The sequence below is a fragment of the Flavobacterium plurextorum genome (assembly GCF_024638035.1).
GTDB classification, from domain to species: Bacteria; Bacteroidota; Bacteroidia; order Flavobacteriales; family Flavobacteriaceae; genus Flavobacterium; species Flavobacterium plurextorum.
The window spans coordinates 5,164,167-5,190,811 of record NZ_CP100442.1; the positions used below are offsets into that span (position 1 = coordinate 5,164,167).

General features: G+C 33.3%; 18 protein-coding genes. 14 read left to right on the forward strand and 4 right to left on the reverse strand.

The genetic code is table 11. From position 1 onward, the window contains the following. Positions 1-119: 119 nt before the first annotated feature. Positions 120-1,370, reverse strand: a complete 1,251-nt coding sequence (gene rocD / locus NLG42_RS22465) for an ornithine--oxo-acid transaminase (RefSeq protein ID WP_257682465.1) — start codon at positions 1,368-1,370, stop codon at positions 120-122. A gap of 194 nt (positions 1,371-1,564) precedes the next feature. On the opposite strand from rocD, the gene NLG42_RS22470 reads away from it, so the two are divergent. The 5 genes from NLG42_RS22470 (at position 1,565) to NLG42_RS22490 (ending at position 7,242) form a co-directional block, all read left to right on the forward strand. Further along, complete coding sequence (locus tag NLG42_RS22470; protein ID WP_089059802.1) at positions 1,565-2,017, forward strand: Lrp/AsnC family transcriptional regulator; 453 nt, start codon at positions 1,565-1,567, stop codon at positions 2,015-2,017. Positions 2,018-2,027: 10 nt separating this feature from the next. Next, entirely contained in the window at positions 2,028-4,229 is a 2,202-nt protein-coding gene (locus NLG42_RS22475; RefSeq protein ID WP_257682466.1) for a penicillin acylase family protein, read from the forward strand. 101 nt (positions 4,230-4,330) lie between these two features. Further along, positions 4,331-5,104, forward strand: a complete 774-nt coding sequence (locus tag NLG42_RS22480) for a dienelactone hydrolase family protein (RefSeq protein WP_089059801.1) — start codon at positions 4,331-4,333, stop codon at positions 5,102-5,104. Between the two features lie 50 nt (positions 5,105-5,154). Continuing rightward, positions 5,155-6,219, forward strand: a complete 1,065-nt coding sequence (locus NLG42_RS22485) for a DUF3667 domain-containing protein (protein ID WP_257682467.1) — start codon at positions 5,155-5,157, stop codon at positions 6,217-6,219. A 6-nt stretch (positions 6,220-6,225) separates the two neighbouring features. Beyond that, complete coding sequence (locus NLG42_RS22490) at positions 6,226-7,242, forward strand: M28 family peptidase (protein ID WP_257682468.1); 1,017 nt, start codon at positions 6,226-6,228, stop codon at positions 7,240-7,242. A 281-nt stretch (positions 7,243-7,523) separates the two neighbouring features. Here the strand turns inward: NLG42_RS22490 and rho are convergent, their stop codons facing one another. After that, the gene (rho, locus tag NLG42_RS22495) at positions 7,524-9,362 is read right to left on the reverse strand and encodes a transcription termination factor Rho (protein ID WP_257682469.1); all 1,839 of its coding nucleotides are present in this window, start codon (positions 9,360-9,362) and stop codon (positions 7,524-7,526) included. Between the two features lie 183 nt (positions 9,363-9,545). Here rho and NLG42_RS22500 point away from each other — a divergent pair, with 183 nt between their 5' ends. From NLG42_RS22500 to NLG42_RS22510, 3 genes are all read left to right on the forward strand, one after another. Then, positions 9,546-9,962: a DUF4293 domain-containing protein gene (locus tag NLG42_RS22500; protein ID WP_089053251.1), complete on the forward strand. Its 417-nt coding sequence runs from the start codon at positions 9,546-9,548 to the stop codon at positions 9,960-9,962. A 162-nt stretch (positions 9,963-10,124) separates the two neighbouring features. Then, on the forward strand, positions 10,125-10,787 hold the full coding sequence (locus tag NLG42_RS22505; protein ID WP_089059797.1) for a response regulator: 663 nt from the start codon (positions 10,125-10,127) through the stop codon (positions 10,785-10,787). Between the two features lie 35 nt (positions 10,788-10,822). Further along, positions 10,823-11,740, forward strand: coding sequence for a sensor histidine kinase (locus NLG42_RS22510; protein WP_089059796.1), 918 nt, complete (start codon positions 10,823-10,825; stop codon positions 11,738-11,740). A 5-nt stretch (positions 11,741-11,745) separates the two neighbouring features. Here NLG42_RS22510 and NLG42_RS22515 read toward each other — a convergent pair whose 3' ends face one another. Next, complete coding sequence (locus NLG42_RS22515) at positions 11,746-12,240, reverse strand: metallophosphoesterase family protein (protein WP_099719305.1); 495 nt, start codon at positions 12,238-12,240, stop codon at positions 11,746-11,748. Positions 12,241-12,468: 228 nt separating this feature from the next. Next, positions 12,469-14,391 (reverse strand): SPFH domain-containing protein, encoded by a 1,923-nt coding sequence (locus NLG42_RS22520; RefSeq protein ID WP_099719306.1) that lies wholly within the window; start codon positions 14,389-14,391, stop codon positions 12,469-12,471. Positions 14,392-14,901: 510 nt separating this feature from the next. On the opposite strand from NLG42_RS22520, the gene truA reads away from it, so the two are divergent. The 6 genes from truA (at position 14,902) to NLG42_RS22550 (ending at position 26,629) form a co-directional block, all read left to right on the forward strand. Then, entirely contained in the window at positions 14,902-15,636 is a 735-nt protein-coding gene (gene truA, locus NLG42_RS22525) for a tRNA pseudouridine(38-40) synthase TruA (protein WP_257682470.1), read from the forward strand. Positions 15,637-15,717: 81 nt separating this feature from the next. Further along, the gene (locus tag NLG42_RS22530) at positions 15,718-17,472 is read left to right on the forward strand and encodes an ABC transporter ATP-binding protein (RefSeq protein ID WP_089059792.1); all 1,755 of its coding nucleotides are present in this window, start codon (positions 15,718-15,720) and stop codon (positions 17,470-17,472) included. A gap of 223 nt (positions 17,473-17,695) precedes the next feature. Next, entirely contained in the window at positions 17,696-19,261 is a 1,566-nt protein-coding gene (locus NLG42_RS22535; protein ID WP_257682471.1) for a sensor histidine kinase, read from the forward strand. An 86-nt stretch (positions 19,262-19,347) separates the two neighbouring features. Continuing rightward, entirely contained in the window at positions 19,348-21,942 is a 2,595-nt protein-coding gene (locus NLG42_RS22540; protein WP_099719308.1) for a zinc-dependent metalloprotease, read from the forward strand. Between the two features lie 16 nt (positions 21,943-21,958). Then, complete coding sequence (locus NLG42_RS22545) at positions 21,959-25,297, forward strand: SusC/RagA family TonB-linked outer membrane protein (RefSeq protein WP_257682472.1); 3,339 nt, start codon at positions 21,959-21,961, stop codon at positions 25,295-25,297. 12 nt (positions 25,298-25,309) lie between these two features. Beyond that, entirely contained in the window at positions 25,310-26,629 is a 1,320-nt protein-coding gene (locus NLG42_RS22550; protein WP_257682473.1) for a RagB/SusD family nutrient uptake outer membrane protein, read from the forward strand. Positions 26,630-26,645 lie beyond the last annotated feature (16 nt).

Consider the following 26,645-nt stretch of genomic DNA (forward strand, 5'->3'; position numbering starts at 1 on the left):
AAATGTCTCACGCATCTATTCGAAGAGATAATTACTTTTTTTGATATTTTAAGTAATTATAAACAAAAGGCGTTCGTCGCGGCGAACGCCTTTTTATATAATAAAGTAAGCTGAATTAATTACTTAAATTCATTCAATGATTTTTCGATTATAACCAGACATTCTTGTATTTGAGTTTCTGTCATTACCAAAGGCGGTGCTAATCTAATTTTATTACCATGAGTTGGTTTTGCAAGCAGTCCATTATCTCTAAATTTTAGGCAAATCTGCCAAGCCAGATCAGAATCTTCATCACAGTTAATAACAATAGCGTTCAAAAGTCCTTTACCGCGAACCAATGTAATTAAATTATTTCTTTCAGCGATTTCGTTTAATCCCCTTCTTAAAATAACACCTAAACGTTCGGCATTTTCAGCAAGATTTTCTTCTTTTACAACTTCCAAAGCCGCAATTGCAACGGCAGCTGCAACAGGATTTCCTCCAAAAGTAGATCCATGCTGACCCGGTTTAATGACATTCATAATTTCGTCATTACATAAAACAGCTGAAACTGGATAAACTCCGCCCGAAATTGCTTTACCCAAAATCAAAATATCAGGTTGTACATTTTCATGGTGAACCGCTAGTAATTTTCCAGTACGAGCAATTCCAGTTTGAACCTCATCGGCAATAAATAAAACATTATGTTTTTCACACAATGCTTTTGCTTTTGCTAAATATCCTTCAGACGGTACATAAACACCGGCTTCACCTTGAATTGGTTCTACTAAAAATCCTGCAATAGTTTTTGATGATTCTAAAGCTTTTTCAAGTGCTTCAAGATTATCATATTCAATTTTTATAAATCCATCTGTAAACGGTCCAAAGTTTTTACGAGCCGATTCATCATTAGAAAACGAAATAATTGTAGTCGTTCTTCCGTGAAAATTATTCTCGCAAACAATGATCTGCGCTTGATTTTCTGGAATACCTTTTACTTCATAAGCCCATTTACGACATACTTTAAGAGCTGTTTCAACAGCTTCGGCACCAGTATTCATTGGTAAAACTTTATCAAAACCAAAATACTTCGTTACAAACTCTTCGTAGTTTCCTAATTTATCATTGTAAAAAGCACGCGAAGTAAGCGTCAATTTTTGAGCTTGATCAACCATTGCTTTCACAATTTTAGGATGACAATGCCCTTGATTTACTGCTGAATATGCTGATAAAAAATCATAATACTTTTTCCCGTCAACATCCCATACATAAACGCCTTCTCCTTTTTCTAAAACCACAGGAAGCGGATGGTAATTGTGGGCTCCGTATTTGTTTTCTTTCTCGATTAAAATTTCAGATTTTGCCGAAAGTATTTCTTGAGTATTTGCCATGATAATTTCTTTTTTACTTCTGCAAAAGTATAAAAATTATTTATTTTAAATCAAAAAGAAGACAATTTAACTTAAAAATAGCTTTTAAAAAACCAAAACATCAATTTTAAAACACATATTAAGTCATTTTGTTTTTATAATTATCCACACGAATCAGACTTATTTTTATCTTTACAGAAAATAAAAATTTTCGCATGGATATTTTAGATGAGTTTGACGTAAAAATTATCAAAGAATTAGAAAAAGATGGCAGAATAGCTTATTCGACGATTGCTTCTAATTTGAAGATTTCGAATACAATGGTGCATCAACGTATTAATCGTTTATTTGAACAAGGCATAATTACAGGCATCAAACCTATTTTAAATGAAAAGCAAATTGGCTATGACTGGGCTTCTTTTACCGGAATTACGCTCAATAAAGATTCTGATTCTGAAAGAATTATTGAAGCTTTAAAAGCAATACCAGAAATTACAGAATGTTATTTTGTTACCGGATCTTTTACGCTTTACCTTAAGATTACGGCAAAAAACCACGAACACATGCGAAAAATATTATACGAAAAAATCGATAATATCCCTGGAATTGCAAAAACAGATTCGATGGTTGAATTAGGATGTGCCTTTAAACGAAATGTATCCTTGTAAAAAAAATAATATGATTTACTCTGCTAAATTATTACAAACAACACTTCTTTTTTGCTGCATTTCTATATTAGCTTTTTCTCAAAACCTAAGTAAAAAAGACATTGCAAAATTGGAGGAAACGGCACAAAAAGTAACCATAATTCGTGATAATTGGGGAATTCCTCATATTTATGGAAAAACGGATGCTGCGGCTGTTTTTGGTTTAATGTATGCACAATGCGAAGACGATTTTAAACGTGTTGAGATGAATTATATAGAAAAACTAGGCCGTCTTTCTGAAATAAAAGGACAATCAGTTCTATATAATGATTTAGAAATAAAACTTTTAATAGATATCAACGAAGCTAAAACCGATTATAAAAATGCCGCTCCATGGCTAAAAAAACTATTGGATAGTTATGCTGACGGAATCAATTTTTACTTATACAAACATCCTGAAGTAAAACCTCTTTTACTAACTCATTTCGAACCTTGGTTTCCCTTACTTTGGACAGACGGCAGTATTGGTGCAATTAGTACAGCTGATCTTTCAGTAGGAGAATTAAAAGCTTTTTACTCCGGCAGCAATGAAAAAACAGCTTACGTAGAAAGAGAAAAAAATGTACAGACCGGCTCAAATGGATTCGCCTTTGCTCCTTCAAAAACGGCTTCTGGAAATGCTATTCTTTATATTAATCCGCATACTACTTTTTATTTCAGACCCGAAGTTCAAGTTTCGAGTGAAGAGGGTTTAAATGCTTATGGCGCCGTTACCTGGGGACAATTTTTTATCTATCAAGGATTTAATGAAAACTGCGGCTGGATGCACACTTCTTCAAATGTGGATGTTGCCGATATGTATGCTGAAAAAATTGTTTTGAAAAAAAATAAACTGTTCTACGAATACGACAAGAAATTAATTCCTGTAATTGAGAAAGAAATCATAATTAAGTATTTAGAAGATGGAAAACTAGTTCCTAAAAAATTTAAAACTTATTTCACCAATAATGGTCCAATAATGGCCAAACGAGACGGAAAATGGATAAGCTTAAAGTCTAATAACCGCTCAATGAATAGTTTAATTCAGAGCTGGGTTAGAACTAAATCAAAAGATTTTAACGACTATAAAAAAGCAATGGATTTGAAAGCCAATACTTCCAACAATACTGTTTATGCGGACAGTAAAGGGAATATTGCTTATTGGCATGGAAACTTTATTCCGGTAAGAGATAAAAATCTCAATTGGTCAAAAGTAGTTGACGGATCGATTTCTGCTACGCAATGGAAAGGACTGCACGAAGTAAATGAAACGGTTCATTTGTATAATCCAACAAACGGATGGCTTCAAAACTGTAATTCAACACCATACACTGCAGCAGGAACTAATAGTCCAAAAAAGGAAGATTATCCCGCATATATGGCTCCCGATGGAGAAAATTTTAGAGGCATCAACGCTGTTCGTATTTTTAGTCAAGTCAAAAAATACACTTTAGACAAAGTTATTGCTGACGGTTACGATTCTAAACTATCTATTTTTGAAATCTTAATTCCCGCTTTGACAGAAGTTTTCGAAAAAAACATAAAACCAACTGATGCAGCCTATATTGAAATTGCTGAACCAATTTCTGCTTTAAAAAACTGGGATTATTATGCCAAAGAAAATTCTATAGCAACAACTCTAGCAGTCGAATGGGCATACAAACTAGATCCTATCATTCAAAAGGCTTATGTTAATGAAGGAGAAACTGATCAGGTCGAAAACACTAAAAAATTTGCTAAAAATGCGACTGCAGACCAATTAGTTCCACAACTGCAGGCAGTAGTAAAAGACCTAAAAGCAAAATGGGGAACATGGCAGATTCCGTGGGGAGAAATTAATCGTTTTCAACGTTCCAATGGTGATATTAATTTAAAATATGACGATTCGAAACCAAGTTTACCAATTGCGTATGGCCCTGGTTCTTGGGGAAGTCTTCCTTCTTTTAAAAGCAGTTACCAAAATGGTTCTAAAAAACGTTACGGCTACAATGGTAATAGTTTTGTATGCGTCGTTGAATTTGGGTCAAAGATAAAAGCGAAATCATTATTAGCAGGCGGAAATAGCGGCGACATAAACTCAAAACATTTTTTTGATCAAGCCCAAATGTATCAAAATGGACAATTTAAAGATGTTTTATTTTACAAAGATGACGTCGAAAAAAATGCAGAACGCACTTATCATCCAGGAGAATAACCTCTAAAGCCAGCTTTAAATAAACAAACCTCAGAAGAAATGTCTTTTGAGGTTTTTTTTTATTGTAATATTCCTCATATTTGTCTTAAAAATATCATTTTATGAAAATCATACAGCTATTTGTTTTAGGAATTTTACTAAATACTACTCTAATGAATGCACAATTGAAACCAATAAAATATTCTGACGGCAGGCAGGTTTTGAATGGCTTATATATAAAAGCTGCTGAAAAAAGCTCCGAAAATCCAAGTATCCTAATGCTTCCAGCATGGCTTGGAATCGATAATGCTTCTAAAGGAATTGCCGAAAATTTAGCAAAACTGGGTTATAATGTTTTTATAGCTGATATTTATGGCGAAGGAAATGTTCCTAAAAATACTTCTGAAGCAGGAAAACAAGCTGGTTATTATAAAACAAATTATGAAGCGTACCAAAAAAGAATTGATATTGCACTTTATGAATTAATAAAATTAGGCGCAAACAAAGACAATATTGCCGCTATTGGATATTGTTTTGGAGGAACAGGAGTTTTAGAAGCTGCTCGAGGTGGTTTAAAACTTAAAGGCGTTGCTTCGTTTCATGGAGGTTTAGGAAAAGATGCTTCTAGAAAAATAGAACCTATTACTGCGAAAGTTCTAGTATGTCATGGCGCTGATGATCCGTATGTGTCAAAAGAAGAAGTCGCATCTTTTCAACAGGAACTGCGCGATTCTAAGGCCGATTGGCAGATGATTTATTATGCAAATGCGGTACATTCTTTTACAAATCCTGAAGCTGGAAATGACAATTCAAAAGGTGCTGCCTATAATCCTGTTGCAGCAAAAAGAGCTTTTGAGCATTTACAGCTTTTTCTAAATGAAGTTCTTAAAAAATAAACCTTAAAATACCAATCAAAAAACCAAAATCAAAAACAATCAATACACCAATGTCACACAACAAAATTAGAGAAGACAAAACCTGCTTGAACTGCAGACATGTTGTTGAGCAAAAGTTCTGTCCTAACTGCGGACAAGAAAACAGTGATTCCCGTAAAACTTTCCATCATTTATTTATTCATTTCATTGAAGATCTGACGCATTATGAAAATGCATTTTGGAAAACAATAAAAAACCTTCTTTTAAAACCTTCAACTTTAACGAAAGAGTATCTTTCTGGCAGACGATTATCTTATTTGGCGCCTGTTAGACTCTATATTTTTATAAGTTTTGTAACCTTTCTGTTAATCGCAATGTTTCCTATTCATGTAGAAGAAGATACAAACGAACCTACGAAATCAGAAAACATTAAAAAACAAATCTCAAAACAGACTAGTACATTAAAAGAAAATGAAAACGTAAAGGCCTTACTAAATTCTGATTCTGTATCGCCAGAAGATAAAAAAGCGATTCAGGATATGTTAGACAATCCAAAATCAAGTGACGATAGTCTTATAAATTTAGGATACAAATCTGTTAAACAAATCGACTCTATTCAAAAATACGGCTCAAAATCTGAAAAGCTTTCTGATTTTAGTTATTGGATAAATAGAAAAATACAAATCATAAAAGATAAAAATACGAATCAAGAACTTTTCAATAAATTCATAGAGTCTTTTATACATAACTTACCCAAAGTTTTGTTTATTATCATGCCGTTTTTCGCTTTCTTTTTATGGATTTTCCATAATAAAAAGCGCTGGTATTACTTTGATCACGGCATATTTACGCTGCATTATTTTTCGTTTTTACTGCTGATTTTTTTAGTTCTTTTCTCCGTTGGAAAAATAGGAACCTTAATAAACCATCCTATTATTTCTATAGTAATTGACTTTTTCACATTTATAGGAATTGTGTGGGCATTTTATTATTTTTTCCCAGCTCATCATAGATTTTACGGAGAGTCTAGAATTGTATCCTTTACTAAAAGTGTAGTGTTATTTTTCATAAACTCATTTTTTATTTTATTTTTACTAATTGCTTTTGCCTTTTACACATTTATCAATTTACACTAATACCAAATGAAAAAAATTGTAGTTTTATTATTAATTGCCTCGGCATTTTCGTGTAAAAACACACAGTCCGCCGCATCAAAAGACAACTCAGATCCAACGAAATACATAAAATCGATTTCTGAAAAAGACCTAAAAAAAATGCTGTATGTTGTTGCATCAGATGAAATGCAAGGACGCGAAACAGGTTCAGCCGGACAAAAAAAGGCAGGATTGTATATGATTGAGCAATACAAAAAAAGCGGTGTTTCGTTCCCAAAAGGAGCAAAAGACTATTATCAGCATATACCAGCATCATTCTTAAATGCAAGACGCAATGAAAACTTACCAGATTCTGAAAACATCTGGGCATACATTGAAGGATCTGAAAAGCCAAATGAAGTTTTAGTAATTTCAGCGCATTATGATCACGTAGGAGTTAAAGGTCAAGACATCTATAACGGTGCCGATGATGATGGTTCTGGAACTGTTGCTGTTATAGAAATGGCTAAAGCATTTGCAAAAGCAAAAAAACAAGGCCACGGACCAAAACGTTCAATTTTATTCCTTCACGTAACCGGCGAAGAACATGGCTTACATGGCTCACGTTATTACTCTGAAAATCCTTTGTTTCCAATTGCTAATACTATTGCCGATATCAATATTGATATGATTGGCCGTCGTGACGTAGAACATTCTAAAACAAACAATTATGTTTATGTAATTGGAGCTGATAGATTATCATCTGATTTGCACAATGCGGTAGTATCTCAAAATGAAAAATACACTAAAGTAGATTTAGATTTTAAATTCAATGATCCAAAAGATCCAAATCATTTTTATGAGCGTTCTGACCATTATAACTTTGCTAAACATGGTATTCCTTCTGTTTTCTTCTTCAACGGAGTTCACGAAGATTACCACGGAAAAGATGATAATCCTGAAAAAATTGAATACGATGCTTTAACTAAAAGAACCAGATTAGCTTTTGTTGTTGCTTGGGATTTAGCAAATAGAGAAAATAGACCTGTAGTTGATAAAAAATAAGGTTCTTATTTTTAGGGACAAAGTTGCAAAGGTTCTGAGGTTCTGAGGTTCTGAGGTTCTGAGGTTCTGAGGTTCTGAGGTTCTGAGGTTCTGAGGTTCTGAGGTTCTGAGGTTCTGAGGTTCTGAGGTTCTGAGGTTCTGAGGTTCTGAGGTTCTGAGGTTCTGAGGTTCACAAAAAAAGGGATGAGTTTAAAAACTCATCCCTTTTTTGTATAATAGATATAGAATACTAAAAGAAAAACCTTAGCTACTCAGAACCTTAGTCCCTCAGCACCTTTCCTCTAGTCATTCATAGAAATCAAAAACTCTTCGTTGTTTCTGGTTTTTTTGAAACGATCATTTACAAAATCCATAGATTCTACTGGGTTCATATCTGAAAGATATTTACGCATAATCCACATTCTTTGTAACGTTTTCTCGTCTAATAATAAATCATCACGACGCGTGCTTGATGAAGTAAGATCAATTGCAGGAAAAATACGTTTGTTTGCAATTTTACGATCTAATTGAAGCTCCATGTTACCAGTTCCTTTGAACTCTTCAAAGATAACTTCATCCATTTTAGAACCTGTTTCTGTCAATGCAGTTGCGATGATACTTAATGAACCACCATTTTCAACATTTCTGGCTGCTCCAAAGAAACGTTTTGGTTTTTGTAATGCATTTGCATCTACACCACCACTTAACACTTTTCCAGATGCTGGCTGAACTGTATTATAAGCTCTTGCTAAACGTGTAATCGAATCTAATAAAATCACTACATCGTGACCACATTCTACTAAACGTTTTGCTTTTTCTAGTACGATATTAGCAATTTTTACGTGCTCTTGCGGCTCTCTGTCAAAAGTTGAAGCAATTACTTCTCCACGAACACTTCTTTGCATATCTGTAACCTCTTCAGGACGCTCATCAATCAAAAGAACGATCAAATATACCTCAGGATGATTTGCAGCAATCGCATTTGCAATGTCTTTTAACAACATTGTTTTACCCGTTTTTGGTTGTGCGACTATCATACCACGTTGTCCTTTTCCTATTGGAGAGAACAAATCGATGATACGAGTTGAAACTGAACTTCCTTTTTCGGCCAATTTAAATTTTTCTGAAGGGAAAACCGGCGTCAAATGTTCAAAAGAAACTCTATCACGAACAACTTGCGGATCGTGACCATTGATTTTAAGAACACGAACTAAAGGGAAAAATTTTTCTCCTTCTTTTGGAGGACGAACCACTCCTTTTACAGTATCTCCTGTTTTTAAACCAAACAATCTAATTTGTGAAGTTGATAAATAAATATCATCAGGAGAAGCTAAATAATTATAATCTGATGAACGCAAAAATCCATAACCGTCAGGCATCATTTCAAGAACACCTTCACTTTCAATAATTCCGTCAAATTCAAAATCTGAATCTCTGAAATTATTCTTTTTATTTTTATGATTTTGGTTTGGATTCTGATTTGGATTCTGGTTTCCGTTGTTCCCGTTTCCATTCCCACTTTGGTTTGGGTTTTGAGCTGGACTTTGATTTGGGTTGGAATTTTGGTTTTTATTCTGATTAGGAACAATCTTTTTAGCTGGAGCAGGAGTTTCAGATTTCTCTGTATTTGCAGCTATTACAGGAGTTTCAGATGTCTCAGATATTTCTTCGTTTGAAACTATTTCTTTTGCTGCTTCTTTTTCTTTTTGCAGGGCAACCTTTTTTTCGTAAGCTGATTTATTAAACTTGACTATTTTAGGTGCTTTCTTTTCTGCTGTTTTATTCTCTGCCGTTTTACTTTCTGCTTTTTCTTGAACTTGTACAGTTTCCTTATTTTCTAAAGCCGCTGGAGTTTCAATTTCCTTTGGAGCTTCCTCAATCTTATCAAATTCTAAAACTGGAGCATTTTTACTGACAATTTTCTTTGTCGGAGCAATTCTGGCTCTTTTTGGTTTATCATCAGTTATTTCCTTTTCAACAATAGTTGGTTCCGGCGCCGCTGAAGCCGCCTCTTGGTGCGCTAATATCTGAGTAATCAGAGTATCTTTTTTAACGCCATTAAACTTTATTGTTTTAGCTAACTTAGCTATTTCTTGAAGCTCAGAAAGCTTCATTTCTTTTAATGCAGAAATATCAAACATGAATGTTCTATGAATTTAATTATTTTAAAGGAAAAACTGTAAAAGAATAGGTAGATATATTTAATTCAATTGACCGCAGTATGAAGTGCTTACGGTATTATGATGCAATAATACGAATAAAATTTAATCATACAATAGTATTTTAAAAAAAGAAAATATATTTTTGTAAAACAATTTTAGATCATGATACAACGAATTCAAACCGTATATTTAATTCTTACCTTTTTAGTAACAGGGGTTTTAATGTTTTTTACGCCGCTTTGGACATTAAATACTGGTAAAGCATTTTACTTTATGCAAGATCAACTTTACACAGTTTTATTAGGACTAAGCACAATGCTTAGCATCGTTAGTATCATTTCATACAAGAAAAGACAAAATCAATTTGTAATGGGCAGATTGAACATAATATTAAATTTAATTTTATTAGGATTATTTGTATATCGTTCTCTAAATTTATCTGGAGAGACAGTAAATGCTGTTTCAGAGAAAGGTATTGGGATGTTTCTTCCTATTGTTGCTATCGTGTTATTAGTTTTAGCTAATAAAGCCATCAAAAAGGACGAAGATCTTGTAAAATCTGTAGATCGTTTGAGATAAACCTATAAACTTAATTTTTATGTGCGAAGAGAACCCGAAATTTTATTTCGGGTTTTTTTGTGCTTTTTTTTCCTATTGAACTGATAATCTTAAAACGAGGGCTAAAAACAAAATTGTAAGATATTTTTTTCATAAATTTACACCTCTGTTCCAAAAACGATTATGACAAATAAAATAAGGATTCATCTTGCCGACGATCATCAAGTACTTATTGATGGGCTCACCAATTTACTTCAGACTGTTTCAAATTTTGAAGTTGTCGGCAGTTCATTGAATGGCAATACCATTTATGAAGATATCATACTCGACAAACCTGACATCTTAATTCTTGATATCAGTATGCCAGGAAAAGATGGTGTTGAAGTTTTAAAAGAATTTAGTCAAAAAGGATTTCCCGCAAAAGTAATTATCTTATCAAGTTATGATGATTTAAAAATCATAAAAGAAGTAATGAAATTAGGCGCTAACGGATATTTGACAAAGAAATGCGCAGGTCAAAATATAATCGAAGCAATTGAAGCCGTTTATCAAGGACAAGAATATTTTTGTGATGCTGTAAGAGAAAAAATATTCAACATTTTTTTTCAAAACAATCCAAAAGTAAACAAGGATGTTTATATCGAGAATCCTATTTTAAGTCCGCGTGAAATTGAAATCATAACTTTGATATGTCTAGAATACAGTGGAAAAGAAATAAGCGAACAGCTTTTTATCAGCACAAATACTGTTGAAACGCATCGAAAGAATATTATGAAAAAACTGCAGATAAAAAACACCATTGGATTGGTAAAATATGCTTTAAAGAACAATTTAATTAATTCGTAATTCAACAAAGACAACAAGTAACTAGTAGAAATTTTATGGTGTTTATTCGAATTTTCATAGTAACACTTTTCTTTATTTCCAATGGAAACAAAGTCTACGGTCAACAAAATGTTCTTTCTAAAAAAACGAATACTGAATTACAGAATGCCTCTGACAAAAATACTGTTTCTCCGCAGGTCAAACTTGAGCAGTTAAGAAATAAAAAAGTAGTCAGCCTATTTATTGTTCTTATTATAATCCTTTCGCTCTTATTTTATTTTGTTTACCAAAACAATAAACTCAAACAAAAAATCAGAAGAAAAGACATTAAACAAAAGATACTGCTTAATGTTATTAATGCAGGAATTGATAGTCAGGAAAATGAACAAAAAAAAATCGCATCGTTTTTACACGACAATATCAATTCGCTATTAACCTCGGCTTCATTGCATTTAAACGTTTACACTGCTAAACATAATACAACATCCGAAGAAATTAGTAAATCAAAAATGATACTAGCAGAAGCTCACGATTTATTACGTGATATGTCTCATGACCTTGTTCCTACCCTTTTAGTGCGATTTGGATTAATTTATGCTTTAGAAGATTTATGCGAAAAAAACACTACATCAAATATACGTTTTGAGTTTTCGAGTTCAATTCCGACAGAAAAAAGATATTCCGAGAAATTTGAAATGAAGCTTTACTTCATTGTAACTGAATTGTTCAATAATATCATTAAACACAGTGACGCACAAAAAGCTCAAATTTCATTGCAAGAAAAAAACGAGCATTTTATAATAATTATTCATGATAACGGCAAAGGCTTTAAAACACTTAAGTTAAACCAAATAGAAGGTTTTGGACTTAACCGCATTAGAGCTAGAATCAAAAAATACAAAGGAAGCTTTTCTATCACTTCAAAAGAGAATAATGGAACTACAATTAAAATACAAATTCCTTTATCTCATTAAAAAAATTACTTTTTACCAATTTCTATAATCTCAAGATCCTTTATTTTGTCATCATCGATTACGAAACGAAGCATTGTTCTCATTTGATGAAATCCACTTTTCCCAGCAGCACCGGGATTCATATGCAGTAAATTGTTCTTCTTATCAAACATCACTTTTAAGATATGTGAATGTCCGCAAATAAATAATTTTGGCGGATTTGAAGCCATTTCTTCCCGAATATTAGGATTGTACTTTCCGGGATAACCGCCAATATGCGTTATCCAAACAGAAACGTTTTCACACAAAAACCGATTATGAAGCGGAAATTCTAATCTTGCTTTTGCATCATCAATATTACCATACACACAGCGAAGAGGTTTTAACTTTTTTATCGTGTCGGTCACATTCAAATCTCCAATATCTCCAGCGTGCCACACTTCGTCAGCCTGAGAGACATATTTTAAAATTGTTTCATCGATATGACTGTGAGTATCTGAAAGCAGGAGGATTTTTTTCATTTTTTTTTAAAGAGGCACAAAGGTTCTGAGGCGCAAAGGTACAAAGGTTTTTTTTGTGGAGGCGCACGGCAGTGCGTCTTTCATATGTTTTCTTTTATTTTAAAACATAAAAAAACCGATCTGCATAACAGATCGGTTTTTAAACTTTGTGTTAGACGCACTGCTGTGCGCCTCTGCGTTGTACGACGCACCTACATTAGACATCGAACGTTTTACATTTTACAACAATTACTGTTTTTTAGGATTTTGATTTTTCACATCCTTTGCCTCTTTCGTATCCATCATTTCCATTAGTTTTAAACCTAACAAACCACTGATAGATCCATCAGAACCAGCATTTCCTGAAATCAAAACATCTGGGATTACTTTTATATTTCCTTTCCCAATTTCCTCAGTTACCTTATAGCGGGTAAAATTATCTCCACCCATTGCGGTAACTTGTAATTGATAAGATTCTGCAGTCGATTTACCAATTGCCATGATTTTTTCTGCTTCTGCAAGACCGGTTTTTGAAATTCGCTCTGCCTCTGCACTTGCGTTTAACTTAGTTGCTTCTGCCTGTGCTCCTGCTCTGGCTTTGGTTGCTTCCGCTTCTGCATTTGCGCGCATTTTCGTAGCTTCTGCTTCGGCGTTTACATTCAATTTCAAACTAGTTGCATCACCTTCTGCTTTTTTTACAGTTGCATCGGCAGTACGTTGTGCAATTTCAACACTTTGAGACGCTCTAACAATTTCTTTCTGCATATCAGCAATCGCAGTTTCTTTTTCCATTCCCTGACGTTGTTCTTGCGCCATTCTTTGGGTTTGATATGTTTTTTGCTCTTCTTCTGCCAGTTTTCTATCTGTTAAAGTCTTCATTAACGAATCTGGCGGAACAATATCTCCAATCAAAGTATCAACCGCATTTACGTTGTATTCGTCAAGTACTAACTTAATATGATTTTTAGCTGATTCCTGACGCTCTTTTCTAGTTGTTAAAAACGAAATCACATCGCTGTCTTGCGCCGAGTTTCTAAAATAATTACCAATTGTAGGTTCTAAAACCTGAGAAACTAAGTTATTCATACTTCCAAATCTTGCGATTACTTTTGGAGCTTCGGCTGCGGGAACGTGAATAATTTGTGCCACATCCAAATTAAAAGGGAAACCATCTTTTGAACGAACTGTAATTGTCGATAAATTTTTATCTAAATCGTGCGATTCACTACGCGCGTTTGCCCAGTTTAATACCAAATTCGTTGTTGGAACTGGTTCTAGTTTGGTCGTGTATTTATTCAGTGCATATTTTCCAGGTCCAAAAGGTTCCATCCACACACCTCTTTGCCCTTTTGAAACAATATTTCCATGTTTAAAAGTATCGCCTGTAACGTCTTGTCCATCTTCTCCAATATAAGAAATCACAACTCCAACATATCCAATTGGCACATCGGTCATAGGATTTTGTTCTATCAAAATTCCCCATGTATTAATATAATACGAACCTGCCAGCATAACTTGAGGTTGTAAACCACGATTTCCGCCATGTTCTAAAAACTTATCAAAATCCTGAAAATTATTATGATCACTGACAAATTTACCCGCAATTTGTCCTTGCGGAATCGGCTCTCCGTCAAGTGCTGTGACAATACCAATCATATTTTCATAAATCTTGATTTGATCAGCAATAACAATTTCAAATAAAAATGTATTAATACGATACGATCCCGTCGTAATAAAAGCCGTCTGACGCCCTTTTTGTCCGCCGTTATTCAAGAATGCCGTTGCATCTTGAAAATTATCACTTTCGACTTTTCTGGCTAAGATTCTTCCGGTTGGAATTTCTTTTCCATCTTTACTTAAAACTAAACCAATTTTTCCTTCGGGAATAATTGTAAACCCAGTCATATCTATTGAATACTGCCAGATCCACATTCCCCAGTACAAACCTGGAGCTAATGTTTGTGCTTGATAACCAGCCTCCCCTTTTGTAGCAATAATTCGACTGTCTGGTAATGATTTGTCTGCGCCAAACAAAACAAACTTTTTGGTTACTAAACCAATTTTATCCTCGGGAACAATCACCATTCCGAAGAAAACGCGCAAAATAAATTTGTAAAATACGATGGCAAATAAGATTAAAATTATCCACCAATAAGAAGTAATTTCATTCATAGTTTTTTGATATTTAGACTACAAACATAAGAGAAATATTTCCTGTTAAAATCAAATATTTTCAAAAATTAACATTTAGTTATTTCATCTAAAAAACTCGTAAAAAAAGACTTTTTTAAATCGTTGGAATTGTCAATTTCTGACACGATTTTTCACCAAACAAACTATGATTGGTATTTTTGCGTTTAACGCTTTTTAACAGGTTCAAAACGACAAAGAAACAAAGAGTCAAAGATTTTTAACTGCTGATTTTTTTATTATACCGCCGTTAACAAATTTTCAGATATATAATATACATTTTTCAAATCTAGCACTAGATGCACAGCAGCGCATCTCTACAGAAAAAACTCACTCCAACAGCTATCGGGATTGCTTCTTCGAATCTCTTAACCTTAACAACTTATAAAAAAAACTTAGTCCCGATAGCTATCGGGAGAGCTCCTTAGCACCTTAGCCACTTTTTTCATACCTTTGCACCTCAGTCCCGAAACTTCGGGACTGCACCTTAAAATGAGATATTTTATTCAATTTGCTTATAACGGAACACATTATCATGGCTGGCAAATTCAGCCCAACGCCTCATCTGTTCAAGAAACTTTAAACAAAGCGCTTTCAGTTTTACTGAATTCGTCTATAATTTTAATGGGCGCTGGACGAACTGATACTGGTGTTCATGCAGAGGAAATGTATGCGCATTTTGATTATGATTCTGATATCGACAGTAAAACTCTGATTCATAAACTTAATTCATATTTGCCAAAAGACATTGCTATTTTTAATCTGATTAAAGTTCACGATGATGCGCATTGCAGATTTGATGCTACAAAAAGAACGTATGAATATCATATCAATACTTTTAAGAATCCATTTTTACAGGATTTGAGCTGGTATTTTAATCAAAAATTAGATGTAGCTTTGATGAATGAGGCAGCAAAAATTTTATTGCAGCATACCGATTTTCAATGTTTCTCGAAAGTACATACAGATGTAAACACATTTGACTGCACGATTTTTGAGGCGTATTGGAAAGTTGAAAACAACAAATTAATTTTTACAATATCGGCCAATCGTTTTTTACGCAATATGGTTCGCGCAATCGTGGGAACTTTAGTCAATATTGGTTTACATAAAATTACACTGGCAGATCTTGAAAATATTATTGCCAGTAAAAACAGAGAAAAAGCAGGTTTTTCAGTTCCTGCACACGGTTTATATTTAACCAAAATTTATTACGATTACATATAGCTATAAGCTGTACGCTCTAGACATTAAGCTTTAAACTTGATTCCTAGAGCATAAAGCCTAAAGCTTAAAGCTTAAGAATAAATGAAAGCAAAAGCATTTGATACCGGATTATTTAAACGAATTTTAAAATATACCAAGCCTTATAAATGGCGCTATTACGGCGTTATTATTTTTGCAATTTCATTATCGATTTTTGCAGCGCTGCGACCTTATTTATTAAAACAAACGGTCGACGGCTATATCGCGACTCATGACAAGCAAGGTTTACTGTTATATATTATTTTAATGGGAGTGGTTTTACTGATGGAAGTTTTCTCTCAGTTTTACTTTGTGTATTGGGCCAACTGGCTTGGACAGGATATTGTAAAAGACATTCGTACGAAGCTTTTCAAACACATTTTGAGCTTTAGAATGAAGTATTTCGATTTGGTTCCAGTAGGACAATTGGTTACCAGATCTGTTTCAGACATTGAATCGATTGCTCGAATTTTCAGCCAAGGTTTGTTTATGATTATAAGCGATTTGATGAAAATGCTGGTAGTTTTGATTTTTATGTTTTACATGAACTGGAAACTAACTTGGATTGTTGTTGTAGCAATGCCTATTCTTGTTTACATCACTAGAATTTTTCAGCGTAAAATGCAGGTTGCTTTTGAGGAAGTGCGTACGCAAATTGCAAACATGAACTCATTTGTTCAAGAACGCGTTACGGGAATGAAAATCGTACAGCTTTTTAACCGTGAAAAAATCGAAGCCGAAAATTTTAAAGAAATCAACAATAAACATAGAGTTGCTTGGATTAAAACTATTTTGTACAACTCGATATTTTTTCCAATTGCCGATATTATATCATCAATTACTTTAGGTTTAGTGGTCGTTTACGGCGGTTTTAAAATTTTAAACGGAGATCATTTCACGACGTTTGGAGATTTATTTTCGTACACTATGTTTATCGGAATGTTGTTTAATCCGTTGAGACAGATTGCTGATAAATTTAATGAAATGCAATTAGGAATGATTGCTGCCAATCGTGTTTTTGATGTTATTGACACGCAAGATCACATTCAGGATACAGGAACTCTTGAAGCTCCAGTATTTGAAGGAAGCATCGAATTCAAACAGGTTCGTTTTAGTTATATTCCAGAGGAAGAAGTTATTAAAGGAATTGACTTATCTGTCAATGCGGGACAAACAATTGCCATTGTTGGTTCTACAGGTGCAGGAAAATCGACTATTATTAATTTACTGAATCGCTTTTATGAAATTAACAGCGGCAGCATTTTTATTGACGGTCACAATATCGAAAATTATACGCTTGCTTCATTACGAAAACAAATCGCAGTAGTACTGCAGGATGTCTTTTTGTTTGCCGATACGATTTACAATAATATTACACTGCATAATCCAGAAATCACACGTGAACAGGTTTTGGAGGCCGCAAAAAAAATTGGCGTTCATGACTTTATTATGAGTCTGCCTGACAATTATGATTTTGATGTTAAAGAACGAGGTGTAATGCTTTCGTCTGGACAAAGACAGCTTATTGCTTTTTTACGTTCGTACGTGAGCAACCCAAGTATTTTGATTTTAGATGAAGCAACTTCATCAATAGATACTTATTCAGAAGAATTAATTCAGCGCGCTACAGAAACGATTACGAAAGGAAGAACTTCAATTATTATCGCACACCGATTGGCAACAATTGTTAATGCCGATAAAATTGTCGTTATGGATAAAGGATTAATCGTAGAACAAGGAACACATCAAGAATTACTCACCAAAACCGATGGATATTATAAAAACTTATATGACTCACAATTTGCAGTTGCAAATTAGGTTTTAAACAATAAAATGCTCCATTGAGTATAATTAATTTAACTAATAGAAACATAGATTTTAAGCTGTTAAAAAAAGGCGTTTCACTTTTTTTCAAACACACAAAGTACTATGTGAAAGCAACATGTTTCTTTTTATATCCTTTTACATTTAAAAACTATGTTTCTATGTGTTGGATAAATGACAATTAATTTTCTTCAATGGATTAATAAAATATTTTTTTTTGAAATTTAAATACAATACCACTTCACGCCGTGCTTTTTTAATTTATGTAATTATCTCTATACTAATTACTGTAACTTCTGTTTACATACTTAGCAAATTAATTACAGATCTTACGGAACAAGCAAGTGAAGATATGGCGCAGCGCAGCTTTTATAAAAAGCAGGAATTCATGTCGCAGGAATTTTCAAAATTTCTAGAACAGGAAAACCAAATAAAACATATTCTAAACATTAGTAATTCTAGTAATTTATCAACAAACTTAAAAGTTTTGTCTTCATTGCAAGCCACAAATGCAATGATTACGAACAACTGGTTTCAAATAAATGATGACAAAATTCAATTTGGGCTTACTTTCCCTTCTGATTTAAGGAAGAAGGAAGCAGCTGATTTTATTCTTAAAAACAAAGATGCAAATCATGTAAGCACAGTTATATTTCAAAATAAACAATGGCTTTGGAGAATTTATTTCAAACTAACTTCAAAAAATACAGTTGTTCGTTATGGGTATGACATTAATTTAAAGAACCTTCACGGCTACTTGTCTACTATGGACAAAACGGTTTCTAACTATGCTTTTGTATTTGATAAAACCGGTGCCTGTATTTTTCACCCAGACTTAAAATTTGTTGGAAAAAATATATTTGACATTTCTTCTATTAAACCTTCAGATACTATTTTCAGTAAGAAAAAAGATTACGTAAAAAGAATTACAATGTCTGAGTTTTTAAAACTTGATGTAATCCGATTTACCAAAAAACTAGATATTAAAGGTTCTCGATGGTTTGTATCTGTTAATTCTCCTAAAATTTTTGAAGGCGAAAATGTATCGCTAATCAAAAAATACTCGACTTGGATTTATACAATTACAACGGTAACATTACTTTTAATCTTTTCGATCTTCTCTTATGCAAATAGACGTGCTTTTAGAGAGAAAGAAATTGTAGAGAATGAAAAAAACAAACTGCTTGTCGAGAATGAAAAAATCATAAAAGAAAAAGCGCTTATTCAATTACAACAATTAAAGGAACAGATAAATCCGCATTTCTTGTTCAATTCGCTCAATTCACTTTATATGTTAATTGGCAGCGATGTTAAAACCGCACAAAAGTTTACACTAAACTTATCTCGTATTTATCGTTATTTAATAGATCCGCCACAAAAAAACATTGTACCATTAAAGCAGGAATTGTTATTTATCGAAAAATATATCTTTTTACAACAAACCCGTTTTAAGGAAGAATTGTTCTTTTCTATACAAATTGAAGATCAAGAAGCCTTAGAAAAATTCATTCCGTATTTGGCTCTTCAAGTTGTAATTGAGAATGCGATTAAGCACAATAAAGCGACGCAGGAAACACCGTTAACAACTCAAATTTTAATTCAGAAAGATCAAGTTATTATTACGAATAATCTCCAAAAAAAGGCTGACAGCGAGCCTGGCACCAAGTTTGGGCTAAATTATCTGAACAGTATTTATCAATTTTACTCGAAAACCAATTTTGAAACCTCAGAAAAAGAGGGCAATTTTGTTTGTATCCTGCCATTAATACCCATTCACTCCTAAAATAAAGCCACTCACTCCCTTTTGTTTTTTTTTCGAGCTAAAATCAAATAGCTTCGGCGCAAAATTAACTTAAACTTAACATCAAAATGAAGGAAAAGGCATTCCTGCATAATTTAAAATTATTCTGCTTACTAGTTCTGCTCTTATTTGTTCCCGTTACTGTTCTTGCTCAGAAGAAAAAGAAAAAAGAAACGGATACTGAAATTGTAAAAGATTCTACTGATTCTAAAAAAGTTAAAAAATACGGTGACCTTATAAAAAAGGGAACACTAAAAAAAGGACTTTTTAATATCATTCAGGTTAAAACTGATGTTTATTTTGAAATTCAGGATAGTTTATTTAAAAGAGAATTTCTTGTTGTAAACAAATTATCTCAAGTTCCATTTCAGGTTAATGAAGCTGGACTAAATAAAGGGATGAATTATGAAAACAAAATAATTACTTTTTATAAAGATACAATTGCAAAGAAGGTTTGGGTAAAATCATACGTACCAAAAGTTTCTTCTCCTAAAGAAGATGCTATTACAGCATCAGTAATCGACAATTTCTCTGAATCAATTATTGAAGTTTTTGATATTGAAACTAAAAACAACGATTCGACTGCTGTTGTAATTAAGGTAAACAAGATTTTTGACGGTAAGCAAAAAAGTTTCAATGATGTTTTGAGCAATATAGGTTTTGGAGGTTCTGTAAAATCTGATTTATCATATATTGAAAGTTTAAAATCTTTTCCTAAAAACATTGTTGTAAAATCACAGTTAACGACTTCTGTAAGCGAAGGCGGACCAGCTTTGTCTGTAACTCTTGGTGTAACAAGCAATATTGTTTTACTTGATAAAACACCTATGAAACCGCGTTTTTCTGACAAAAGAGTTGGTTATTTTACGGAAAAACATTGGTACTTTGCTGACGATCAACAGGCAATGTTAGAGAAAGAGCTTATTACACGCTGGCGTTTAGAACCTAAAAAGGAAGATGAAGAACGATATTTGAAAGGTGAACTAGTTGAACCTAAAAAACAAATTGTTTATTATATCGATCCTTCGACTCCAAAACAATGGAGAAACTATATTATTGATGGTGTTCACGATTGGCAGATTGCTTTTGAAAAAGCCGGATTTAAAAATGCCATTATTGCTAAAGAACCAACAGAAAAGGATTTAGATTTTGATGTAGATGATGTTCGTTATTCTGTAATTACATATGCTGCTTCGCCAAAATCAAATGCAATGGGACCATCTGTTGTTGACCCAAGAAGCGGTGAAATTCTGGAAGCTGATATTATTTGGTGGCATAATGTAATGACGTCTTTACAAAGCTGGATGCGTATACAAACTGGCCCAATAGACCCAAAAGCCAGAGCAAACAAATTTAGCGATGAACTTATGGGAGAAGCTATTCGATTTGTTTCATCACATGAAGTTGGTCATACTTTTGGACTTAAACATAATATGGGATCTTCTTTTGCTTATGATGTTGAATCTTTACGTTCTAAAGATTTTACTGCAAAAATGGGCGGTACTGCACCATCTATTATGGATTATGCTCGTTATAATTATGTGGCACAGCCAGAAGATAATGTTACTGTAATTACTCCAAAAATTGGAGAATATGATAAATACGCAATCGAATGGGGTTACAGATGGTACAATGTGAATGAAAATGAAACCTTAAAATTAAACGAGTTAATTGCCAAGCATCAAAATGATCCGATTTATTTTTATGGTGAACAGCAAGAAAATATAATCGATCCGCGTTCTCAATCTGAAGACTTAGGAAACGACGCTGTAAAAGCGAGCGAATATGGTTTAAAAAATCTAAAACGTGTTGTAGATAATATCTTAAACTGGACGTACGACAAAGACCGCACGTATTATGAAACTGGTAAACTTTATATAGGAACTATTGGTCAATGGCAATTGTACAATCGCCATGTATTGAATAATATTGGCGGAGTTTATTTAAATGAAACCGTTCACGGAGATAACAAACAAAGCTACATTCCGGTTTCGCCTGCAATGCAAAAAAGAGCAGCAGATTATTTAATCAAAAATGTACTTACAATTCCGCAATGGTTATTCTTTAACGACATTTTAGACAAAACAAATCCGCTTAAAGATTCTCCTGTAGGACCTTACGAATACACGCCTTATACTTTATCAAGAGAATTACAGTACGGTATTTTATACGATTTGTTTAGCGATGATCGTTTACTTCGAATAACAGAAAACGAATTATACCAACGTAATAAAACCAATGAAAAGGTATTTACCGTAAATGATTTATTCAAAAAAATGCATCAAAGTGTATTTTCAGGAACAATACAAGGTAAATCCCTGACAATTCTAGAGCGTATGACGCAAAAGAATTATGTTGATGTTTTGATCGTTTCAACAAATAAAATATTTGAAAAAACAGATGGTAAAAAATTAATCGACATTCAGGAAACACTAAAAATGCCGCATTTATGCAACTATTTAGAAGATTCAAAAATGGCGAGAAATATCAATCAAACTTCTTTAAAAAGAGTTACAGAAATTACCTCTGATAAAAAAGGAGAATTGAGTACAGTTTTGAGATTAATAAAATTGAAAAAGAATACTGGAGATCAATCGACCCAAAATCATTATACCGATTTAATTCAAAGAATCGAGAAAGCACTAAACAACACAGTCAATTAATATACAATACAAAAACATGAAAAAATTTCTAAATGTCTTACTGCTTCTCCTGGCCATTGCAGGATACTCGCAGGAAAACAGAACCATTACCGGAATCATTCTTGACGAAGCTGACCAGTCTCCAATACCTGGTGCATCAGTTTTTGTAGAGAACAATTCAATTTCAAATAAAACTTCATTAGCAGGAATTATACACAGTGAAGCCATTGGAACAACAAGTGATTTTGATGGTAAATTTCAATTAAAAATTGGTAAAGATGTTACTTCTTTAAGAGTTACTTTTATGGGATATAAGCCATATACTCTTGAAATAACTTCTCAAAAAGAATACACAATCCGTTTAAAATCTGATGTTGCGCAGCTTCAAGAAGTGGTTTTAACGGGATACCAAAAAATCGAAAAAAGAAAACTGACTTCAGCTATTACTAAAGTTGACATGGCTTCGATTCAGCAATCTGGAGTTTCTGGTGTCGATCAATTATTAATGGGACAAGTTGCGGGTGTTGCCGTTACAACTCCATCTGGAGCTCCGGGAGCGCCAGCCAAAATTAGAATTAGAGGTACAGCATCTCTTAATGGTACACAAGATCCTTTATGGGTACTTGACGGATTACCATTAGAAAATAATGATGTTCCTAAAAATTATGACAAAGAAAATATCGATCAACTTGCAAACTACTCTATTGCAGGTTTAAATCCAGACGATATTAAAGATATTACGATATTAAAAGATGCTGCTGCAACTGCCATTTATGGTGCTCGTGCTGCAAATGGTGTAATTGTAGTAACTACAAAAAAAGGACGCAGAGGTAAAATGGTTGTAAACTTCAACACAAATACCTTTATTACTCAAAGACCTGATTTTGACAAATTGAACTTATTAAATTCAAGTCAAAAAGTTGATTTAGAACTTAACATGGCAGGTCGCGCAGATTTGACATATAGAGACACCGGTGGTGAAGTTGCTCGTATCTTAAACGGAGCGAATGAATTAGATGCCTTCAGAACCGGCGTTTTCTCTTCTTTAAGTGCAGGAACACAGCAATCAATCAATAACTTAAGAAAGCAAAATACAAATTGGGGTAACTTATTGTATCAAGATGCAGTTAACACACAGCATGGTTTAAGTTTATCTGGCGGTGGCGAAAAATCTGATTACTACTTCTCTCTAGGATATTATGACGAAAACGGAGCTACGGTTGGTACAGGTTTCAAACGTTATAACTTAACATTGAAAAACAACTACGAGATTACTGATAAATTTAAAGTAGGTATTGGGATTTTTGGTGCCGAAAATAAAACGACATCTTACTTAACAGATCTTGATGGATTTACAAATCCAGCAAATTATTCAAGAAACGTAAATCCATATTTAACTCCGTACAATGCAGACGGAAGCTATAAATATGACCCGGATATCGCTTCATACTCTGATATTAAACTTCCTTTTAATTTCTTAGAAGAAAGAAACAATACTTCATACGATTTAAAAACTAGAGCAATAAAAGCATTGTTTGATGCTGAATATAAAATCACTAAAGATTTAAGAGTAACAAGCCAGTTAGGTTTACAGTTTGATAACTCTTCTAGCGAAAAATACGCTGGTCAGGAAACTTTTTACACTAGAAGACAAAGAGAAAGATCAAGCTATTTTGCTGATAATACGCAAAAATACTTTTTACCTGATGGTGGAATTATTCAAAACACAAACACAGACTTTTTTCAGTACAACTTAAAAACAATGGTGAATTACTCTAAAACTTTAGGGGAAAATCACGAAATTGAAGTAATGGCTGGTAATGAATTAAGAAGAAATAAAACTACTTCTATAGCAACTAAAGGTTTTGGTTTTGACGAAAAAACTTTGACTACGCAGCAAATTATTTTCCCAAATTCAACTTTTGCTAAAGAGTCATTTTACAAAACATATGTAAAAAATGAATACGAAAATGCTTTTGTTTCATTCTTTGCAACAGCATCTTATACTTACAAAAGAAAATACAGTTTCTACGGAAGTGTTCGTTATGATGGTTCAGATTTATTTGGTGTAGATCCTAAATACAAATACTTGCCACTTTGGTCAGCATCTGGATCTTGGTTAGTTTCTCAAGAAAATTTCTTAAAAGACAGTAAAGTAATTTCTAACTTAAGACTTCGTGCTTCTTACGGTTTACAAGGAAATATTGATAAAAACACTTCGCCTTACGTAGTTGGAAGTAACCAAACAACTACTATCCTTCCTGGACAATCAGAATCTACAATTGTGGTATTAAGTCCGCCAAACAGCAAATTGCGTTGGGAAAAAACTCAAAACACAAACTTTGGTTTTGACCTTGGTGTGCTTAACAACCGTATTACTCTTGTAACAGATATTTACGGAAGAAAAAGTACCGATTTAATTGGCTTAAAAGCATTACCATTAGAAAATGGTTTTGAATTTACAAACATGAACTGGGCACAGGTAAGCAACAAAGGTTTTGAAATCGCTTTATCTACAAAAAACATAGACCGTCCAAATTTTAAATGGAACACCAATTTTAACTTTGCACATAACAAAAGTAAAGTTGATCGTTTAGAAATAAGAGATAATAGTTATTTACCAAACCAAGAAGGACATGCTGTAAATGCTGTATTCGGTTTCAAAACAAACGGAATTGACGAAAACGGTTACCCGTTATTTGTTAATAAAAAAGGAGAAACTGTAAATGCACAGACTTTCTTTGGTTTATATGATCCACTTGCTGGTGTTTTTCCAGGTATGTTCTCGCAATCAGATTTAAGTGCTGCAGAGTTTAGAGATTTATTTACTTATTTGGGAGATAAAGATCCAAAATTTACGGGAGGTTTAATCAATACTTTTAAAGTAAGCAATTTTGATCTTACTATAGCAGCTTCGTTTAATATCAAACAAACTGTTACAAGAACTCCTCCATACAACGGAACACTTGTAGATAGAGGACAAAACTATACAACTGATATTTTAAACGCTTGGTCACCAAATAACACTTCTTCAAACTTACCTGGAATTACAAGTAAAGATTCTGGTACTGGAGATTCATGGATGGCTTACAATTGGTTCTCTGGCGGTAACCCAATTAATACTTATAACTATTTAGACACATGGGTCAGCGAAATGAGTTATATGAGATTAAGCAGTGTTCGTTTTGGATATACTTTCCCAAAAACGTTCTTAGAAAAAATCGACATTCAAAGTATACGAGTAAATATTGAAGCAAGAAACTTGTTCGTAATAAGTTCAGACTACAAAGGTTATTTTGACCCAGAAACTTTCGGAAACATTTACGCACAGCCAGTTCCTAGATCGTTGACTTTAGGATTTAATGTAACTTTCTAAAAATTAAAAAAGATGAAAAAATTCTCAAAATATATAACACTTTTCGTTGCTGCTATTGCACTTAGCAGCTGCGATGACTATTTGGATATTACTCCGGTAGGAAAAGTAATTCCAGAATCGTTAGCTGAATTTCGTGCGGTTTTAACAACAGCATATGCGCTGTACCCAGAACACAAATCATTGAGTGCCGCTCGTACAGATGAACTAATCCTGAATGAAGATAACAGCGAAACTGCTATTTACAAAGATGTACATATCTGGAAAGATCTAAATCCGGATCGAAATACGCTAAATTTTCATTATCAAGGTTTATATAATGTAATTTTTTATACGAACGTAGTTATCAACGAAGCGTCTAATAAAGTAGCAGCATCTGAAGAAAGAGATCAATTAATTGGAGAAGCTTATGCTTTAAGAGCAATGGCAAATTTTGATTTAATAAATCTTTTTGGAAAACCTTATAATCCAGCAACTGCAGCTTCAGACAAAGGAGTTCCATTAGCTTTAGAGATTGATTTGGAGCAAGTATTTATTCCGCAGAGTGTAGACGTTATTTACAATCAAGTTATTTCTGATACTAAAGAAGCTGAAAAATTAATTAATTTAAGTACACAGCCAAAAGGTTTAAACTACCGTTTCTCGAAAGTGGCGCTATACAGTTTAGAAAGCCGTTTATATTTGTATCAACAGCAATGGCAAAAATCACTTGATGCTGCCAATAAAGCTTTAGAAATCAAAAACACCTTAATTGACTTAAAAGCAACGCCGGTTTTAGCTACAAAATATGATGGAAAAGAATCTATTTTAGCACTTGAAGATGGTTATATCGTTGGTTTAAAAAGAGCTTCTTTTGCATCTGCTGATTTAATTGCAGCTTACAATAGAACAACTGACTTACGTTTCCCACTTTACTTTGGAGCAAGCGGAAGCCGTTTTAGAATTTTAAAAGGCGGAAATGACGATCAAAAATCATCTTTCAGATCTTCAGAGTTATATTTAACAAAAGCTGAAACTTTATTGAAATTGGACAATATTAACGATTCTAAAGCAACAGTTTTAAGTTTCATTAAAAACAGATATACACAAGCAGGATATGATCAGCTGGCAAGCAACATTAATACAATGAATGCGACTGATCTAACTAACTTCATTTTTGAAGAAAGACGCAGAGAATTTCCTGTAGAAGGTCACCGCTGGTTTGATTTAAGAAGAAGTACTCAAAAACAAATTGTTCATAAATTCATGAATGCAGAGTACACTTTACTACAAAACGATCCGCGTTACACTATTATTTATCCAGCAGATGCGAGATTAAATAATCCGAATTTATAAGTTCATTCAAAATCAG

Coding starts and splice junctions, on each gene's coding strand:
- rocD (WP_257682465.1), bottom strand. CDS start 1,370: ATGGCAAATACTCAAGAAATACTTTCGGCAAAATCTGAAATTTTAATC.
- NLG42_RS22470 (WP_089059802.1), top strand. CDS start 1,565: ATGGATATTTTAGATGAGTTTGACGTAAAAATTATCAAAGAATTAGAA.
- NLG42_RS22475 (WP_257682466.1), top strand. CDS start 2,028: ATGATTTACTCTGCTAAATTATTACAAACAACACTTCTTTTTTGCTGC.
- NLG42_RS22480 (WP_089059801.1), top strand. CDS start 4,331: ATGAAAATCATACAGCTATTTGTTTTAGGAATTTTACTAAATACTACT.
- NLG42_RS22485 (WP_257682467.1), top strand. CDS start 5,155: ATGTCACACAACAAAATTAGAGAAGACAAAACCTGCTTGAACTGCAGA.
- NLG42_RS22490 (WP_257682468.1), top strand. CDS start 6,226: ATGAAAAAAATTGTAGTTTTATTATTAATTGCCTCGGCATTTTCGTGT.
- rho (WP_257682469.1), bottom strand. CDS start 9,362: ATGTTTGATATTTCTGCATTAAAAGAAATGAAGCTTTCTGAGCTTCAA.
- NLG42_RS22500 (WP_089053251.1), top strand. CDS start 9,546: ATGATACAACGAATTCAAACCGTATATTTAATTCTTACCTTTTTAGTA.
- NLG42_RS22505 (WP_089059797.1), top strand. CDS start 10,125: ATGACAAATAAAATAAGGATTCATCTTGCCGACGATCATCAAGTACTT.
- NLG42_RS22510 (WP_089059796.1), top strand. CDS start 10,823: ATGGTGTTTATTCGAATTTTCATAGTAACACTTTTCTTTATTTCCAAT.
- NLG42_RS22515 (WP_099719305.1), bottom strand. CDS start 12,240: ATGAAAAAAATCCTCCTGCTTTCAGATACTCACAGTCATATCGATGAA.
- NLG42_RS22520 (WP_099719306.1), bottom strand. CDS start 14,391: ATGAATGAAATTACTTCTTATTGGTGGATAATTTTAATCTTATTTGCC.
- truA (WP_257682470.1), top strand. CDS start 14,902: ATGAGATATTTTATTCAATTTGCTTATAACGGAACACATTATCATGGC.
- NLG42_RS22530 (WP_089059792.1), top strand. CDS start 15,718: ATGAAAGCAAAAGCATTTGATACCGGATTATTTAAACGAATTTTAAAA.
- NLG42_RS22540 (WP_099719308.1), top strand. CDS start 19,348: ATGAAGGAAAAGGCATTCCTGCATAATTTAAAATTATTCTGCTTACTA.
- NLG42_RS22545 (WP_257682472.1), top strand. CDS start 21,959: ATGAAAAAATTTCTAAATGTCTTACTGCTTCTCCTGGCCATTGCAGGA.
- NLG42_RS22550 (WP_257682473.1), top strand. CDS start 25,310: ATGAAAAAATTCTCAAAATATATAACACTTTTCGTTGCTGCTATTGCA.